Origin of the sequence: Bradyrhizobium sp. HKCCYLRH1034 (assembly GCF_051168375.1) — a bacterium.
Lineage (GTDB): Bacteria > Pseudomonadota > Alphaproteobacteria > Rhizobiales > Xanthobacteraceae > Bradyrhizobium.
The window spans coordinates 62,740-77,029 of sequence record NZ_JBNPUW010000011.1 but is presented as its reverse complement, the minus strand read 5'-3'; the positions used below and the strand labels follow the sequence as shown (position 1 = coordinate 77,029).

Genomic DNA, 14,290 nt, shown 5'->3' with positions numbered 1-14,290 from the left:
CTTGGAGGATGGGCGTGGCTGTTGTGCACGATTTGACCCCGCAGGACGTGGCCCAGGGGATCGCGGAAGGGCGAATTCTTCTGGTTGACGTGCGCGAGCCGAATGAAGTTTCCGCGGAAGCCTATCCCGACGGCGTCGTCGTCCCGCTGTCGGGCTTCGACCCGAAGCTGATCCCGGCCCCCCAAGGCAAGGACGTCGTGTTCGCCTGCCGCTCCGGCAAGCGCTCGGTGACGGCATCGCTCGCCGCGCAGGCCGCCGGGCTGCCCTACGACAAGCATCTCCAGGGCGGTATGCTCGGCTGGAAGGCGGCCGGCCTGCCGACCAGGACCGGCGGCTGACAGGCGATCATGATCTCGCAGAACAAGGTCTTCGCCGACCTGCCCGTCACCATTTTCGAGCAGATGTCGCAGCTCGCGCGCGACAACGACGCCATCAATCTGGGGCAGGGCTTTCCCGACGATCCGGGTCCGGAGGATATCCGCCGCGCCGCAGCCGACGCGGTCCTCAACGGCTACAATCAGTATCCGTCGATGATGGGCCTGCCGGAGCTGCGCCAGGCCATCGCCGCGCACTACAAGCACTGGCACAAGCTCGATCTCGATCCGATGAGCGAGGTCATGGTCACCTCCGGCGGCACCGAAGCGCTGACGTCGGCGATCCTGTCGGTGGTCGAGCCGGGCGACGAGGTGATCTGCTTTCAGCCGGTCTATGATTCCTATCTGCCGATCATCCGCCAGGCCGGCGGCATTCCGCGCCTCGTCCGCCTCGAGCCGCCGCATTGGCGGCTCTCGGAGGAGATGCTGCGGCAGGCGTTCTCGCCAAAGACCAAGGCGGTGCTGTTCAACAACCCGCTCAACCCGGCCGCGGTGGTCTACCCGCGCGAGGACCTCGAGCTGTTGGCACGCTTCTGCCAGGAGTTCGACGCGGTCGCGATCTGCGACGAGGTGTGGGAGCACGTCGTGTTCGACGGCCGCGCGCACATTCCGCTGATCGCGATTCCCGGGATGCGCGACCGCACCATCAAGGTCGGCTCGGCAGGCAAGATCTTCTCGTTGACGGGCTGGAAGATCGGCTTCGTCTGCGCCGCGCCGCATCTGTTGCGCGTGGCCGCCAAGGTGCATCAATTCCTGACCTTCACGACCGCGCCGAACCTGCAGGTCGCGGTCGCCTACGGCCTCGGCAAGTCGGACGACTATTTCGTCAACATGCGCAGCGAGCTTGCGCGCAGCCGCGACCGGCTCACGGCCGGTCTCGAAAGCCTGGGCTTTCCCGTGCTGAAGGCGCAGGGAACCTACTTCCTGACCGTCGACCTTTCGCCGCTCGGCCTCAACGAGACCGACGAGCAGTTCTGCCGCCGTATCGTCCACGACTACAAGGTGGCCGCCATCCCGGTGTCGGCGTTCTACGAGACGGATGCCGTGACCTCCGTGGTGCGGTTCTGCTTTGCCAAGAAGGACGCAACCCTGGATACGGCGCTGGAGCGCCTGTCGGACGCCATCCACCGGCGCTAGGAGACAAGTGATGACGCGCGGCTGCATGGGTTCGGCTCTGGCGCTGGCCGTCGCGGCGTTGACGCTTTCCGTACCGGCGGGGCGCGCCGAGGAGCGCGTCGTCAACTTCTACAACTGGTCGAACTACATGGCGCCCGGTGTCCTTGACGACTTCACCAAGGAGACCGGCATCAAGGTGGTCTACGACACGTTCGACGCCAACGAGACCCTGGAGACGCGGCTGCTCGCCGGCAAATCCGGCTACGACGTCGTGGTGCCGACCGCGTACTTCCTACAGCGCCAGATCAAGGCAAAAATCTTCCAGCCGCTCGACAAGTCGAAGCTGCCGAATCTCGCCAATGCCTGGCCTGTCGTGACCGAGCGTCTCGCCACCTACGATCCCGGCAATCAGTTCGCCGTCAACTACATGTGGGGCACGACCGGGATCGGCTACAACGTCAAGGCGGTCGAGAAGATCCTGGGTCCCGGCGCGCGGATCGACAGCTGGGACATGGTGTTCAAGCCGGAGAACCTCGCCAAGTTCAAGGATTGCGGAGTCCACATGCTGGATTCCGCCGACGACATCTTTCCGGCGGCGCTGAACTATCTCGGCATCGACCCGAACTCGACCAGGCAGGCCGACCTGGAGAAGGCGGCCGAGGCGGTCGGCAAGGTCGCGCCATCGGTGCGCAAGTTTCATTCGTCGGAATATCTGAGCGCGCTCGCCACCGGCGAGATCTGCCTCGTCGTCGGTTGGTCCGGCGATATCATGCAGGCGAGGAGCCGTGCCGAGGAAGCGAAGAACGGCGCCGAGATCGGCTATGCGATCCCGAAAGAGGGGGCGCAGATGTTCTTCGACAATTTTGCGATTCCCGCCGACGCCCCGCACGTGGCTGAGGCGTATGCGCTGATCAACTACCTCTACCGCCCGGAGGTCGCCGCCAAGAACTCGGACTTCCTGTCCTATGCCAACGGCAACCTGGCCAGCCAGAAGCTGATCGACCCGAAGGTCCTTGGCGACAAGAACATCTATCCGGACGACGCGACCTTGAAGAAGCTGTTCGTCATCACCGCACGTGAGCCGGCGACGCAGCGGATCATCAACCGGCTCTGGACCAAGGTGAAGACGGGCAGGTGATGACTCCCGTCATTCCGGGATGGTGCGCAAGCACCAGACCCGGAATCTCGAGATTCCGGGTTCGATGCTGCGCATCGCCCCGGAATGACGAGACTTGATCGCTTGATTTGATCTGACAAATCGGTTGAGATCGATCACGTCATCCGGTGCATCGCGCAGAGCTTGTTGCCGTCGAGGTCGCGCAGGTAGGCGAGATACAGCTTGCCGGCCGAACCTTCACGAACACCGGGCGGGTTTTCGCAGGTGGTGCCGCCGGCTTCGAGCCCCGCCGCATGCCAGGCGTCGGCCTGTTCGGGCGAGCTGCAGGCGAAGCCGATGGTGCCGCCATTGGCAGGGGTCGCGGGCTGGCCGTTGATCGGCTTCGACACCGAGAAGATGCCGGTCGGTGTGATGTAGAAAATGCGGTGGCCGTCGACCCTGGCGGGGCGCACGCCCAGCGTCCCCAGCAGCTTGTCGTAGAAGGCCTTGGCCTTGTCGAGGTCGTTGGTGCCGATCATCACGTGCGAAAACATTCGCGCTTGTCCTCCCTGGAGCTTCCGAACAGCCGTCGGATACGCGGCCAAGGTAGCGAGCGGCGATGGAAGAGGTAAGAGTTTTCTTCGAATGGCCCGTCAGCGGTAGAAGATGCTGCAGTCCCACTTCCTCGTGGTGGAATTTGCCCGGGCGCCGACTACCGCCAGCGCCGGTGCAGCCAGAGCCATTGCTCGGGATATTCGCGGACCCAACTCTCGACGACGTCGGTGACCGCCTGCGTCGTGCCCTGGATGTCGATCTGACCGTCGGCCGTCCGTACCGGCTTCACTTCCTCCGATACTTCGGCGCGGAAGCGATTGCCGGGAAGGCGGATGATGCGGACGCCGTGCACGGGGCATTCGACCTGGCGTAACAGACGGGCCAGCATCGGATTGGCGCGGGTCTTGCGGCCGAAGAAGGTGACCTCCACGCCGCCGGTCAGGTACTGATCGACCAGCATCGCGACGTGCTGGCCGTTCTTGAGCGCCTGTGCCAGCCGCAGCGGCGCATCGCGGCCGGCCGGGACGAGTGTGCCCATCTTGACCTGCCGTATCTCCTGGATGATGCGGTCGGCGGCGGCGATGTTGGGTCGACGATAAAGGATCGCCGTATCGAGCTTATGGGCGACCGCCGCCAGCGCCGGCATCTCCCAATTGGCGAGATGGCTGGCAAAGATCAGGGCTGGCTTGCCGTCGAGACGGAGCTGATGAAACAGCTCATGGGTGCGCGGCGACAGCTCGATCCGGCTGCGCTCGGGATGCGCCTCGTCGTAATCCCAGATCTTGTCGAGATGGGCGAACTCGGCGCCGACGCGGCCGAGATTGTCCCACACGCCGGCGAGGATTCTCTCGATCTCCTCGGGCGATTTCTCCGGGAAGGCCGCGGTGAGATTGTCGCGACCAATGCGCTGCTCGCGCAGGCGTGGCCCGATCATCTGCGCAATGCGCGCGAAGCGGTCGGCCGTCTTCTGCGGGTCGAAATAGCGCGTGGTCCTGAGCATGCCGACCGTCAGCGCGCCGACGGCGGAAGCCCCGGCCGACTTCACGGCTCGGCGGATCACGAGCTTGGTCCGGAGGGGCAGGAGACTCATCGATGGCAGCGGCGGATCAGGCCGGTTCGCGCGTCAGGATCAGCGAGGCGTTCTGGCCGCCGAAGCCGAACGAATTCGACATCACGGTGGTGACGCGCGCATCGCGGGCCTTGTTGCCGACGACGTCGAACAGGATCGCGGGATCCGGAATGTCGTAGTTGATGGTCGGCGGAATGCGCTGATGCTCGAGCGTCTGCAGCGAGAAGATCGCCTCGACCGCGCCGGCTGCCGAGATGGTGTGGCCGACCATCGACTTGTTCGACGACACTGGAATCTTGCTGGTGTGCTCGCCGAACACGGCGGAGACGCCGACATATTCCATCTTGTCGTTCTCGGGCGTGGCGGTGCCGTGGGCATTGATATGGTCGATCTGCTCAGGGGCCATGCCGGCATCGGCGAGCGCCTTGCGGATGCAGCCGATGATCGGCTTGCCGTCCGGCGAGGAACGGGTGCGGTGGAAGGAGTCGGTCAGCTCGCCGCAGCCAGCGACGACGCCGAGGATCTTGGCGCCGCGCGCCACGGCCGCGTCGTAGCTTTCCAGCACCAGCGCGCCGGCGCCCTCGGCCATCACGAAGCCATCGCGGTTCTTGGAGAACGGCTTGGAGGCGGCCTGCGGCGGGTCGTTCTGGGTCGACAGCGCCGACAGCAGCGAGAAGCGCACGAGCCCTTCCGGATTGACCGAGCCTTCGGTGGCGGCGCATAGCGCGACGTCAGTCTCACCGCGTCGGATGGCTTCGACGCCGAGCTGGATCGCGGTCGCGCCGGAGGCGCAGGCGGTCGACAGCGAGATCGGCGAGCCCTTGGTGCCGAAGGTGTCGGACAGCGAATCGGCGACCGAGCCGAACAGGAAGCGGTGGTGATAGTTGACGAACTTGCCGCCGCCGCAGACCTTCAGCAGGTCGTCATAGGTGAACTGAGTGCCGCCAACCTCGTGCGCGAGCTCCAGACGCTGGGGCCACTCGATCTCGACCGGCGCCACGGCGAGAAACAGCGGGCCCGGAAAATCGCCCTTGCTGCCGATTCCAGCCTGCGCGATGGCTTCCTCGACGGCCATGTGACCGAGCCGCTCGGACAGTCCCGTCGACGTGAACGGAGCCACGGGGACGAAATCGACCGTGCCGGCCATGGTCGTCTTCAAGCCGTCGATCGGAAACCTCGTGATGGTGCGGATTCCGGACTCGCCGGCCACGAGCTTGTTCCAATTATCGGACTTGCCGGCCCCAAGGGAGGTGACGATGCCCATCCCGGTCACGACCACGATGGGGCGTCCAAACTTGTCGCGTACACTCATGATGTCCCCCGTCGTGTCTTCTTAAGGCCGTGCCGCGTTCACTTGACTGCTTCGACCAAGGCCATGCCTTCGCCGCGGTAGTGGCCGGCGCCGACCACCACGATCTGGGCCGGAGCATCCTTCATGTCGGTCTCCACGCCCGAGGCGTCACCCGGCGCGAACAGGGCGCCGCGCGAGATCGAGAGCGCAGCGAGCGCGAGACCGAGCGCGAACTGCGCCTCCATCGAATGGCCGAAGCGGGTCCCGCTCGAGCGCACCGCGAACGCCTTGTGATGGTCGAGGAATGCGCGCTCCTCCGACGTCACCGGCTCGGCGCCGGTCGCGCCGGTGATGATGGCGCCGGGGGCCTGGTGGACATCGAGCGCCGACCACAGACGGTCCAGCGTTCCGGTCACCGCGCCTGCCTCCTTGCGGCGGGCGCGGTCGGCGACGACCTTGCTGAGCCGGGCCAGCGGCTTGGCGCCGCGGGCCTCGGCATGCGGCCTGGATTCCAGCACCAGGAACGCGCCGGCCGATCCGAGCGCGAAGCCCGGATGGTCCTTGCGGGACCAGACCGGCTTGAATTCGTTCTTCAGATTGTAGTCGCCGAACTCGTACAGCACGAGCAGATCCTTGCGCTCGCCATTGTGCGAGCCGCCGACCAGCGCGATGTCGCTCTGGCCGCCGGCGATGCGGGCCAAAGCGATCTTGAACGCGTCGACGCCCGCAACCTCCTCGCCCATGAAGGTGCGCGAGGTGCCGCAGACGCCGTGCGAGATCGCGATGTTGCCGGCGAGCAGGTTGGACAACTGCGCCAGGAACAGGGTCGGGCGCAGGTCGCTCATCAGCCGATCGTTCAGGAAGCCGGGCGTGCAATTGCCCTGGGCTTCCGCGTTGAGGATCGCGGTGTCGACGGAGATGTCGCGCTCACCGCCGCCCGCGGCCACGATCATGTCCATCCGCGACAGGATGTCCTTGTTGCCCTTGAGGCCGGCGGAATCCAGCGCAAGCCCGGCGGCATAGGTGCCGATGCGCTGCCACGCCTCCATCTGGCGCTGCTCCTTCTTCGGGATCTGCGCTTCCAGATTCACCTTGGCCCAGGGATGCACGATGTAGGGCGCGAAACCCTGCTCATCGACGTTGATCTGGCCGGAGTTGAGGGCGTCCCAGTTCGCGTCGAGTCCCTCGCCAAGCGAGGTCGCAAGACCGATACCGGTGATCCAGACTTCGACGGGTTCGGAGGTCACGGTTGTCGTCTCACTCATCGCTGCAGGACCTGTTGCGGAAAGCCGACGCGCTCGGCGACGGCGTCCATGTGTCCGCGCAGCTCCGGATTGGGGAAGGGGACGTGACTGAAAGTGATGGTCGCATTCGAACGCAGTTTGCCGCCGACCTTCACGCGCGCTTCGGTCATGGCGTAACCGGAGCCCTCGTGCAGCACGTTGGCCTCGACGGTCAGCACCTCGCCCGGCGATACGAAGCCGCGCATCTTGGCCTCCTTGACTGCGGCAAGGAACGGCATCCGCTCGAACTTCATCAGCGCGAGCAGCAGCCAGCCCGATGTCTGCGCCATCGATTCGATCAGGAGAACGCCGGGCATGATCGGATAGCCCGGGAAATGTCCTTCGAAGATCGTGCTTTCGGTGGGGACCTTGGCTTCGACGGTGATGGTCTTCTCGTCCAGCCGGAGATCGAGAATGCGGTCGATGAGCAGGAAGTATTCGATCTGCATGGCGGGCGCTCACGCGCCCTTGGCGGCGACCAGCTCGTCGATGCGGGCGCACAGGTTCTTCAGCACGAAATACTGCTCGGTGCTGGCTTTGCCGTCGTTGACTTCCTGCGTCCACTTCTCGAGCGGCAGCTTGATCCCGAAGGCCTTGTCGATCGCAAATGCGATGTCGAGGAAATCGAGGCTGTCGATGCCCAGATCGTCGATGGCATGGCTATCCGGCGTGATCGTGTCGCGCGGGATGTCGCAGGTTTCAGCGATGATCGTGGCGACCTGATCGAATGTTGAGGACATCACTAAGCCTTTGATATTTTGGAGCTAATCCGGTAGGTGGCGACGGGAGGACACCGCGCCCCCGGGGCCGTCTGATGCGAGCCCTTCTACCCCCGTCGCCCGGGAGTCGTGTGCCCGTATATCGGAGCGACGCGGTGAGTTCAATGGAGCCGGACACGGCGGTTGTGGCGGGATTGTGATGCCTCGTCGGCCGCGGCAGCCGCGTCCAGCAGGGGGATCAGGGCGTGTAGGTCTCGGTGATGATGCGGGCGCAGTCGCGCCGTCCGGTCAGCAGGCAGTCCTGGGTCTTGCGCAGGTCGGCAATGCTCATCGCCAGCCAGATGCCGATCGCGGTCAACGCGACCGTGAAGGCGATGGCGGCGATGTTGGCCAGGATGCGGTGACGGAAGTCATCGGGCTCCTCGCGGGGCTGCTCATACCGGGAGAGATCGAGTGTCGGCCGCTCGCCCCGATGCAGCTGAATCGGCGGACTGCCGCCCTCGGTGACGCGCCGCACCGGACTGCTGCGCGGCCGGAACGGCACCACGCGATGCTCCTCCTCCGCTGCAATGGGGCGCTGGGACTTCATGCCTCGACTCCGATGGTCCTTTCTAGCACGCGGGCCCAACCTCTCACAAAGAAACTTTGCCATAATTGAGCTGCATCAGCAAAACATCTCGCTCCTCGGATGCATCCAAGCGGCGGCCGCTCCGCGGGTGATTGGAACCTGCCGCGGCCGGTCCGAACGGCGTCGCAGCTACGGGCAGATGCGCTGGAACGGCTCGGCAGGCGTGGCATAATGCTGATCATCCCCCGGAGCCCAGCCATGGCCAATACCCGCGAGCCGCTGCTTCATCCCGTGCCGATCCTGTCGCTGCGCCCGACGCAGATGACCGTGGGCATGCGCGAGGTGAAGGAGAAACGCGAGCGCTGGCGCGAGCACAAGTCGAAGAAGAAGCAGGCCGAGCTGCTCGGCAAGCACATGATCCCGGTGGTGCTTGGTCCCGATGAGCGGCACTACGTCGTCGACCACCATCACCTCGCCCGCGCGCTCCATGACGAGGGCGTCAAGGACGTGCTGGTCACGGTGATCGGCGACCTCTCGATGGTTGATCGCGAGGCGTTCTGGGGCGTGATGGACAACAAGCGCTGGGTCTATCCTTACGACGCCAAGGGCGAGCGGCGGCATTTCAAGGACCTGCCGAAGTCCGTCGCGAATCTGAAGGACGATCCGTTCCGCAGCCTGGCCGGCGAGCTGCGCCGCGCCGGCGGCTTTGCCAAGGACACGACGCCGTTCAGCGAGTTCCTATGGGCCGACTTCCTGCGCCGCAAGGTCAAGCGCAAGACGGTCGAGACTCATTTCGCCGCTGCCATGGAGCACGCGCTGGCGGCCGCAAAGAGCCACGACGCGGTGTATCTGCCCGGCTGGTGCGGGCCGGCGTCGGACGACTGATCGTCTCACTTGGTCTTCGGCAGCCGCCCCATCAGGTAGAACTCGTCGTTGGGCCGCATGCCCGTGACATTCGCGATCCGGTTCGACAGCGCGAAGAACGCCGCGATCGCGGCGATGTCCCAGATGTCGTCGTCGCCGAAGCCGTGGCCGGCCAGCGCCTTGAAATCGGCATCCCCGACCGTTTGCGCCTCGAGCGCCACCTTCATCGCGAAATCGAGCATCGCCCGCTGCCGTGGCGTGATGTCGGCCTTGCGGTAGTTGATCGCGATCTGGTCGGCGATCAGGGGATTCTTGGCGCGGATGCGCAGGATCGCGCCGTGCGCGATCACGCAATATTGGCACTGGTTGGCGCTCGAGGTCGCGACCACGATCATCTCGCGCTCGGCCTTGGTCAGCCCGCCGTCCTTCTCCATCAGCGCGTCGTGATACGCAAAGAACGCGCGGAACTCGTCCGGCCGGTGCGCAAGTGTCAGGAACACGTTGGGCACGAAGCCGCTCTTCTCCTGCACGCCGAGCAGCCGGCTGCGGATGTCGTCCGGCAGCGCATCGATTGCGGGGACGGGGAAGCGGCTGATGGCGGGCTGGGTCATGGCAACGGGTCCGGCATGCGTGGCAGGGGGCGAACCTTAGTCGATCGCGGCGCAGGCGCAACGGTCCAGCTCGGTCCATCACCCGCCAGTGGCGGAGTGCGCGCAACGCCTCCTCGGCAGCCGTCGTCGATCGGGATTAGAGAGGGGCCGCCGCCGGCTTTAGCGCAGCGGCTTCTTCAGCAGGGAGAAGCGGTCCGGGTCGAGACCCATCGACGGCTGCAGCATTGGCGCGTCCAGCGAGGCGGACAGGCTGCTGCGGTCTCCGAGGTTGCCGGCGCCGCTGTCGCCGCTCGACGCGTCCCGGCTCGAGGTCGCTCCGCGCCAGCGCTCCAGCACGGCACTGACGAAATGCATGTCGTGTCCGGCATTGACCGAGCGGACGGTGGCGATCGTCGCCTCGCTGCGCGGCAATTGATGCAGCGGCACCTCCTTGAAGCGCAGCCGGGTCGGCAGCGCGACGCCTTCGCCGAACGCCAGCACCTCGCGGGTGCCGAGCGAGGGAACGAAGGAGAGCAGGTTGGCGGCGGCATCCGACACCGCCGAACGCAGCAGCGACTGGTCGCGCTCGTTGGCGAGCCGCATCGTGAACAGCGTGTTGCACTGGGAGATGATGGTGGCGTCGAGCTCGGCCGGCCGCTGGGTGATCAGGCCGAGATAGACGCCGTATTTCCGGCCTTCCTTGGCGATGCGCGAGATCGCCTTGCGGGTCGGGCCGAAGCCGATCGAGCGGTCGGCCGAGGCGTAACGGTGCGCTTCCTCGCAGACGAACAGCAGCGGCGAGACGCCGTCGCTCCACAGGCCGAAATCGAACGCCATGCGGCACACGACCGAGACCACGGAATCGACCACCTCGGCCGGGAAGCCGGCGAGCTGCATGACCGTCATCGGCCGGCCGTTGGCCGGCAGGCGGAACAGGTGGCTGATGACCTCGGCCATGGTGTCGCCGCCGACATTGGCGTTGTCGAACATGAAGGCGTAGCGCGGGTCGTTGCGTACCGTCTCGATCCGCGAGATCAGCTTGTGATAGATGATGCGCGAGGAGCGGTTCTCGAGCTTGCCCATGCGCTCGTCGATCAGGTTGATCAGGTCGACGAGGCGGTAGGGCACCGGCGTATCGACGGTGTAGCCGACGGTCTTCGGGTCGATGCGCTTGAGCCCGATGCGGTCCGTGTTCTGGTATTGGGTGTAGATGCCCTTCGCCAGCGGGATCACTTCGGCCAGGATGTCGAGCTCTTCCGGCACGCCCGGTCGGCCGCCGAACAGGACGTCGACGATCTCCTCGAAATTGAACAGCCAAAACGGCAGCTTCAGGTTGCGCGGGTTCAGCACCAGCGCCTTTTCACCAAAGCAGCGGCCATATTCGTTGTGGACGTCGAGCAGGAAGATGCGCAGGTTCGGCCGCGCCTTCAGGATCTCGTTGAGCAGCAACGACACGCCGGTCGATTTGCCGACGCCGGTCGAACCGAGCACGGCGAAGTGCTTCGATAGCATTTCCTCGACATTGACACAGGCGCGCACGGAGGTGTCCTGCTGCAGCGCGCCGATGTCGATGTGGTCACCGGCGGTCGGCGTGTAGATCGTGCGGAGCTCCTCGCTCGTGATCATGTCGACGGCGTCGCCGATGGTCGGGTAGTGGGTGACGCCGCGCTGGAACTTGGGCCGCTCGGCCGGTCCGAGAATCTCGCCGAGCAGGTCTACCGAAGCCGTCGCGACGTATTCGTTGGCACGCGAGAGGTCCTCGCTGGTCACCTCGGTGATGATCGCAATGATCGTGGCGCTCGGGCAGCGAATGCTGATGAAACGGCCGACTGTCGCGCGGATATCGGAGACGTTCATCTGCTGTGTCGACAGAATGCCGACGCGGGCCTGGGAGCCCCGCACCGAGATCACGCGTCCGAAGGATGTCACGGTCATGAAACCTGTGGTGAATTGTTGAATTGACACCTTCTCTGCTGGGACTGGAAAATTTGTTAAGCGGGCAACGTTTGTGACTGCGCCGCCCGCCCAGCCCGGTGGTCGGAGGGTCGCGCGGGGCGTTGCGATCGCACCTCCTCAATGGGACCTAAGGCCTTGCACTGTAAGGATTTCTCCATCCTTTCCTCAAGCGTCGCGCGAACCGTTCGGGTTAACGTCCGGTTCACCATCTCCAAGGCTCTTCCTGAACGGCTCTTCGGCTGTGGAGGCCCCGGCGCCGAAAGAAACCTGGAGGGGCTGCCGCGCCGATCCGAACCTCCAGCCGCTCAGCGATTTGATCGCAATCAATCTGGAACCCGGGCGTGCCGGCTATATTTTTCCCGTCAAGCGCGAGGGAGCGGATGCCGGCCGATCAACGAAATCGGTCGCGCCCATGCCGTTGCGGACCCGATCCTCGCGTGAAGCAGGAGGATGATGTTATGGCTGAACCTACCAAGCTGCCCGTCAACACCGAGAAGGCAGGTGCGCCATCCATGCAGGGGTGGCGGCCGTTCGAGAACCTGCGCCGCGAGATCGATCGCGTGTTCGAGGACTTCCATGGCGGGATCTGGCGCACGCCGTCGCTGTTCGACCAACTGCCGGGCCTGGCCCGCGCACGGTCCTTTGCCGTGGCGCCGGCGGTCGACGTCGCCGAGCACGACAATGCCTATGAGGTCACGGCTGAGCTGCCCGGCCTCGACGAGAAGAACGTCGAGGTGAAGGTTGCGAGCGGCGTGCTCTCGATCAAGGGCGAGAAGCAGGAGGACAAGGAGGAGAAGAAGAAGGACTATTACGTCCGTGAGCGCAGCTTCGGCTCGTTCGAACGCTCCTTCCAGATCCCCGACGGCGTCGACACCGACAAGATCGAGGCCGTGTTCAAGCAGGGCGTGCTCAAGGTCACCCTGCCGAAGAAGCCCGAGGTACAGAAGGCCGCCAAGACCATCGACATCAAGGCGGCGTGACCGCATCTCGTGGCTTTCCGTCCCATGATCATGGGACAGACGATGGATCGGACGCCAAGGAAGGGCCGCGCGTGCGGCCCTTTTTTTCGCGGAGCTGCAGGGGTAATCTGCCTTCCAAGCAAACGGTCGGCGATGCCGGCTGGGGGAACGACCGGAAGGGAGACGAGAGGATGGGCAAGCTCGCACTGGCGGCCAAGATCACGCACGTGCCGTCGATGTATCTCAGCGAGCTGGATGGTCCGGCCAAGGGCAAGCGACAGTCGGCGATCGACGGTCATATCGAGATCGGCCGGCGCTGCCGCGAGGCCGGCGTCGACACCATCGTCGTGTTCGACACCCATTGGCTGGTCAATGCCGGCTACCACATCAATTGCGCGCCGCATTTCGAGGGGCTCTACACCTCGAACGAGCTGCCGCACTTCATCGCCAACATGACCTATGAATACGACGGCAACCCGGAGCTGGGCCACATCCTCGCCGAGGGCGCCAACGCCCATGGCGTTGCCACCATGGCCCACGATGCGACGTCGCTGGCGCTGGAATACGGCACCTTGGTGCCGATGCGCTACATGAACCCCGACCGCCACTTCAAGGTCGTCTCCGTCTCGGCGCTGTGCACCTCGCATTATCTCGCCGACAGCGCCAAGCTCGGCTGGGCGTTCCGCCGCGCGGTCGAGGATCATTACGACGGCACGGTGGCCTTCTTCGCCTCGGGCTCGCTGAGCCATCGCTTTGCCCAGAACGGCACCGCCGACGAGTATCGCGACCGGATGTTCAGCCCGTTCCTGGAGCGGCTCGACCACGAGGTGATCCAGATGTGGGAGCACGGCGAGTGGCCGGATTTCTGCGACATGCTGCCGGAATATGCCAGCAAGGGCCATGGCGAGGGCTTCATGCACGATACGGCCATGCTGCTGGGCGCGCTTGGCTGGAACCACTACGACCGCGGCGTCGAGGTGGTGACGCCGTTCTTCCCGTCATCGGGGACGGGCCAGATCAACGCGGTGTTTCCGGTCTCGCCGATGCCGCAGGCGCTGGACGACGTCGGCCGGCCGCGCGCCGCCGCACTCGCGGGCGGTCGGCTGTAGCGCCTCTCACCAGACCTCCGCATGCCTGAGCATCTCGATGATGTCCTCGGGATTGACCTGACGGCGGTCGCCGTGAGTTCGGCTGGTCGCCGCCATCTGCTCGGTGTTGAATGCTCGGTGTTGAACCGCGGCGTCGGCCGCGCGACCAATGCGGGACGGATCGGAGGCCGGTGACCGTTCAATGCTGACGAGAATTCTGTTGCTGACCGCAATGCTCATCGCGCCGGGCATTGCCACTGCGCAGGCGCCGCATCGCGAAGCCTGCAACGTCGAGGCCGACGTCACCGACCGCGATCCGAATGGCGCCAATGTCCGTGCCGAGCCTGGCGGCAGCATCGTCAAGGTCCTGAAAAATCCGACCAGCGACGGCTGGATCGTCGTGCATCTCGTCGCGCAGCAGGGCGACTGGTTCGAGATCGACCGGGCCATGCTGAACGACGTCGATCAGGGCAGGGAGACCGTGATCTTTCAGGGCAGGGGCTTCCTGCATCGGAGCATCGTCGGCGCCGGCGGCCTGCAGAACGGCGCGGCGATCTACCGCGATCACGCCACGTCGAGCGCGAAGCTCGACCCGCATGCGAGCGGTGACCAGGCGGTCGAGCTGCTCGGCTGCTTCGGCGACTTCGCCAAGATCCGCGTCAAGAAGGGCATCGGCTGGACCCGGCAGCTCTGCACCAACATGGTGACGACCTGCTCGTGACAGCGTGCGCTCGCCGAGCTCCGTAGCGGGCAGCCCGTTGA

At 65.2% G+C, this 14,290-nt stretch carries 17 protein-coding genes; 7 read left to right on the top strand and 10 right to left on the bottom strand.

Annotation, left to right across the window (positions count from 1 at the left end):
- Positions 1-8 precede the first annotated feature (8 nt).
- The 3 genes from ACQR0W_RS24495 to ACQR0W_RS24485 are packed head-to-tail and all read left to right on the top strand — an operon-like array spanning position 9 to position 2,628.
- Complete coding sequence (locus tag ACQR0W_RS24495; RefSeq protein WP_315827372.1) at positions 9-338, top strand: rhodanese-like domain-containing protein; 330 nt, start codon at positions 9-11, stop codon at positions 336-338.
- A gap of 9 nt (positions 339-347) precedes the next feature.
- Positions 348-1,511 carry an aminotransferase gene (locus ACQR0W_RS24490; RefSeq protein ID WP_315714495.1) on the top strand — a complete coding sequence of 388 codons (1,164 nt, stop codon included), beginning with the start codon at positions 348-350 and terminating at the stop codon, positions 1,509-1,511.
- Positions 1,512-1,521: 10 nt separating this feature from the next.
- Positions 1,522-2,628 (top strand): polyamine ABC transporter substrate-binding protein, encoded by a 1,107-nt coding sequence (locus ACQR0W_RS24485; protein ID WP_315827373.1) that lies wholly within the window; start codon positions 1,522-1,524, stop codon positions 2,626-2,628.
- 134 nt (positions 2,629-2,762) lie between these two features.
- Here ACQR0W_RS24485 and ACQR0W_RS24480 read toward each other — a convergent pair whose 3' ends face one another.
- The 7 genes from ACQR0W_RS24480 to ACQR0W_RS24450 all read right to left on the bottom strand — a co-directional run bounded on the left by ACQR0W_RS24480 (position 2,763) and on the right by ACQR0W_RS24450 (position 8,092).
- Positions 2,763-3,140: a VOC family protein gene (locus tag ACQR0W_RS24480; RefSeq protein WP_315714493.1), complete on the bottom strand. Its 378-nt coding sequence runs from the start codon at positions 3,138-3,140 to the stop codon at positions 2,763-2,765.
- Positions 3,141-3,298: 158 nt separating this feature from the next.
- The gene (locus tag ACQR0W_RS24475) at positions 3,299-4,231 is read right to left on the bottom strand and encodes a lipid A biosynthesis lauroyl acyltransferase (RefSeq protein ID WP_316173961.1); all 933 of its coding nucleotides are present in this window, start codon (positions 4,229-4,231) and stop codon (positions 3,299-3,301) included.
- Positions 4,232-4,247: 16 nt separating this feature from the next.
- Positions 4,248-5,522 carry a beta-ketoacyl-ACP synthase gene (locus ACQR0W_RS24470; protein ID WP_409977896.1) on the bottom strand — a complete coding sequence of 425 codons (1,275 nt, stop codon included), beginning with the start codon at positions 5,520-5,522 and terminating at the stop codon, positions 4,248-4,250.
- A gap of 38 nt (positions 5,523-5,560) precedes the next feature.
- The gene (locus ACQR0W_RS24465) at positions 5,561-6,766 is read right to left on the bottom strand and encodes a beta-ketoacyl-ACP synthase (protein WP_316187245.1); all 1,206 of its coding nucleotides are present in this window, start codon (positions 6,764-6,766) and stop codon (positions 5,561-5,563) included.
- Entirely contained in the window at positions 6,763-7,233 is a 471-nt protein-coding gene (locus ACQR0W_RS24460; RefSeq protein WP_315714490.1) for a 3-hydroxyacyl-ACP dehydratase FabZ family protein, read from the bottom strand. Before ACQR0W_RS24460 ends, ACQR0W_RS24465 begins: the two co-directional genes overlap by 4 nt.
- Positions 7,234-7,242: 9 nt before the next feature.
- Positions 7,243-7,524 carry an acyl carrier protein gene (locus tag ACQR0W_RS24455; protein WP_006609130.1) on the bottom strand — a complete coding sequence of 94 codons (282 nt, stop codon included), beginning with the start codon at positions 7,522-7,524 and terminating at the stop codon, positions 7,243-7,245.
- A gap of 217 nt (positions 7,525-7,741) precedes the next feature.
- Positions 7,742-8,092 carry a hypothetical protein gene (locus ACQR0W_RS24450; protein ID WP_315714489.1) on the bottom strand — a complete coding sequence of 117 codons (351 nt, stop codon included), beginning with the start codon at positions 8,090-8,092 and terminating at the stop codon, positions 7,742-7,744.
- Between the two features lie 237 nt (positions 8,093-8,329).
- Between ACQR0W_RS24450 and ACQR0W_RS24445 the strand changes: the two genes are divergently transcribed.
- Positions 8,330-8,956: a ParB-like protein gene (locus ACQR0W_RS24445; RefSeq protein ID WP_315714488.1), complete on the top strand. Its 627-nt coding sequence runs from the start codon at positions 8,330-8,332 to the stop codon at positions 8,954-8,956.
- Positions 8,957-8,961: 5 nt separating this feature from the next.
- On the opposite strand, the gene ACQR0W_RS24440 is transcribed toward ACQR0W_RS24445, so the two are convergent.
- Positions 8,962-9,546 (bottom strand): peroxidase-related enzyme, encoded by a 585-nt coding sequence (locus tag ACQR0W_RS24440; RefSeq protein WP_316173957.1) that lies wholly within the window; start codon positions 9,544-9,546, stop codon positions 8,962-8,964.
- 159 nt (positions 9,547-9,705) lie between these two features.
- Complete coding sequence (locus ACQR0W_RS24435; protein ID WP_316187244.1) at positions 9,706-11,460, bottom strand: ATP-binding protein; 1,755 nt, start codon at positions 11,458-11,460, stop codon at positions 9,706-9,708.
- A 479-nt stretch (positions 11,461-11,939) separates the two neighbouring features.
- Here ACQR0W_RS24435 and ACQR0W_RS24430 point away from each other — a divergent pair, with 479 nt between their 5' ends.
- Positions 11,940-12,461, top strand: coding sequence for an Hsp20/alpha crystallin family protein (locus ACQR0W_RS24430; protein ID WP_315714485.1), 522 nt, complete (start codon positions 11,940-11,942; stop codon positions 12,459-12,461).
- A 170-nt stretch (positions 12,462-12,631) separates the two neighbouring features.
- Positions 12,632-13,549, top strand: coding sequence for a 3,4-dihydroxyphenylacetate 2,3-dioxygenase (hpaD, locus tag ACQR0W_RS24425; RefSeq protein ID WP_315827378.1), 918 nt, complete (start codon positions 12,632-12,634; stop codon positions 13,547-13,549).
- Between the two features lie 6 nt (positions 13,550-13,555).
- Here hpaD and ACQR0W_RS24420 read toward each other — a convergent pair whose 3' ends face one another.
- Positions 13,556-13,768: a hypothetical protein gene (locus ACQR0W_RS24420; protein ID WP_316187243.1), complete on the bottom strand. Its 213-nt coding sequence runs from the start codon at positions 13,766-13,768 to the stop codon at positions 13,556-13,558.
- On the opposite strand from ACQR0W_RS24420, the gene ACQR0W_RS24415 reads away from it, so the two are divergent.
- Complete coding sequence (locus ACQR0W_RS24415; RefSeq protein ID WP_316187242.1) at positions 13,749-14,249, top strand: hypothetical protein; 501 nt, start codon at positions 13,749-13,751, stop codon at positions 14,247-14,249. The two genes, ACQR0W_RS24420 and ACQR0W_RS24415, sit on opposite strands and share 20 nt — an antisense overlap.
- Positions 14,250-14,290: the final 41 nt, after the last annotated feature.

Coding starts and splice junctions, on each gene's coding strand:
- ACQR0W_RS24495 (WP_315827372.1), top strand. CDS start 9: ATGGGCGTGGCTGTTGTGCACGATTTGACCCCGCAGGACGTGGCCCAG.
- ACQR0W_RS24490 (WP_315714495.1), top strand. CDS start 348: ATGATCTCGCAGAACAAGGTCTTCGCCGACCTGCCCGTCACCATTTTC.
- ACQR0W_RS24485 (WP_315827373.1), top strand. CDS start 1,522: ATGACGCGCGGCTGCATGGGTTCGGCTCTGGCGCTGGCCGTCGCGGCG.
- ACQR0W_RS24480 (WP_315714493.1), bottom strand. CDS start 3,140: ATGTTTTCGCACGTGATGATCGGCACCAACGACCTCGACAAGGCCAAG.
- ACQR0W_RS24475 (WP_316173961.1), bottom strand. CDS start 4,231: ATGAGTCTCCTGCCCCTCCGGACCAAGCTCGTGATCCGCCGAGCCGTG.
- ACQR0W_RS24470 (WP_409977896.1), bottom strand. CDS start 5,522: ATGAGTGTACGCGACAAGTTTGGACGCCCCATCGTGGTCGTGACCGGG.
- ACQR0W_RS24465 (WP_316187245.1), bottom strand. CDS start 6,766: ATGAGTGAGACGACAACCGTGACCTCCGAACCCGTCGAAGTCTGGATC.
- ACQR0W_RS24460 (WP_315714490.1), bottom strand. CDS start 7,233: ATGCAGATCGAATACTTCCTGCTCATCGACCGCATTCTCGATCTCCGG.
- ACQR0W_RS24455 (WP_006609130.1), bottom strand. CDS start 7,524: ATGTCCTCAACATTCGATCAGGTCGCCACGATCATCGCTGAAACCTGC.
- ACQR0W_RS24450 (WP_315714489.1), bottom strand. CDS start 8,092: ATGAAGTCCCAGCGCCCCATTGCAGCGGAGGAGGAGCATCGCGTGGTG.
- ACQR0W_RS24445 (WP_315714488.1), top strand. CDS start 8,330: ATGGCCAATACCCGCGAGCCGCTGCTTCATCCCGTGCCGATCCTGTCG.
- ACQR0W_RS24440 (WP_316173957.1), bottom strand. CDS start 9,546: ATGACCCAGCCCGCCATCAGCCGCTTCCCCGTCCCCGCAATCGATGCG.
- ACQR0W_RS24435 (WP_316187244.1), bottom strand. CDS start 11,460: ATGACCGTGACATCCTTCGGACGCGTGATCTCGGTGCGGGGCTCCCAG.
- ACQR0W_RS24430 (WP_315714485.1), top strand. CDS start 11,940: ATGGCTGAACCTACCAAGCTGCCCGTCAACACCGAGAAGGCAGGTGCG.
- hpaD (WP_315827378.1), top strand. CDS start 12,632: ATGGGCAAGCTCGCACTGGCGGCCAAGATCACGCACGTGCCGTCGATG.
- ACQR0W_RS24420 (WP_316187243.1), bottom strand. CDS start 13,768: ATGAGCATTGCGGTCAGCAACAGAATTCTCGTCAGCATTGAACGGTCA.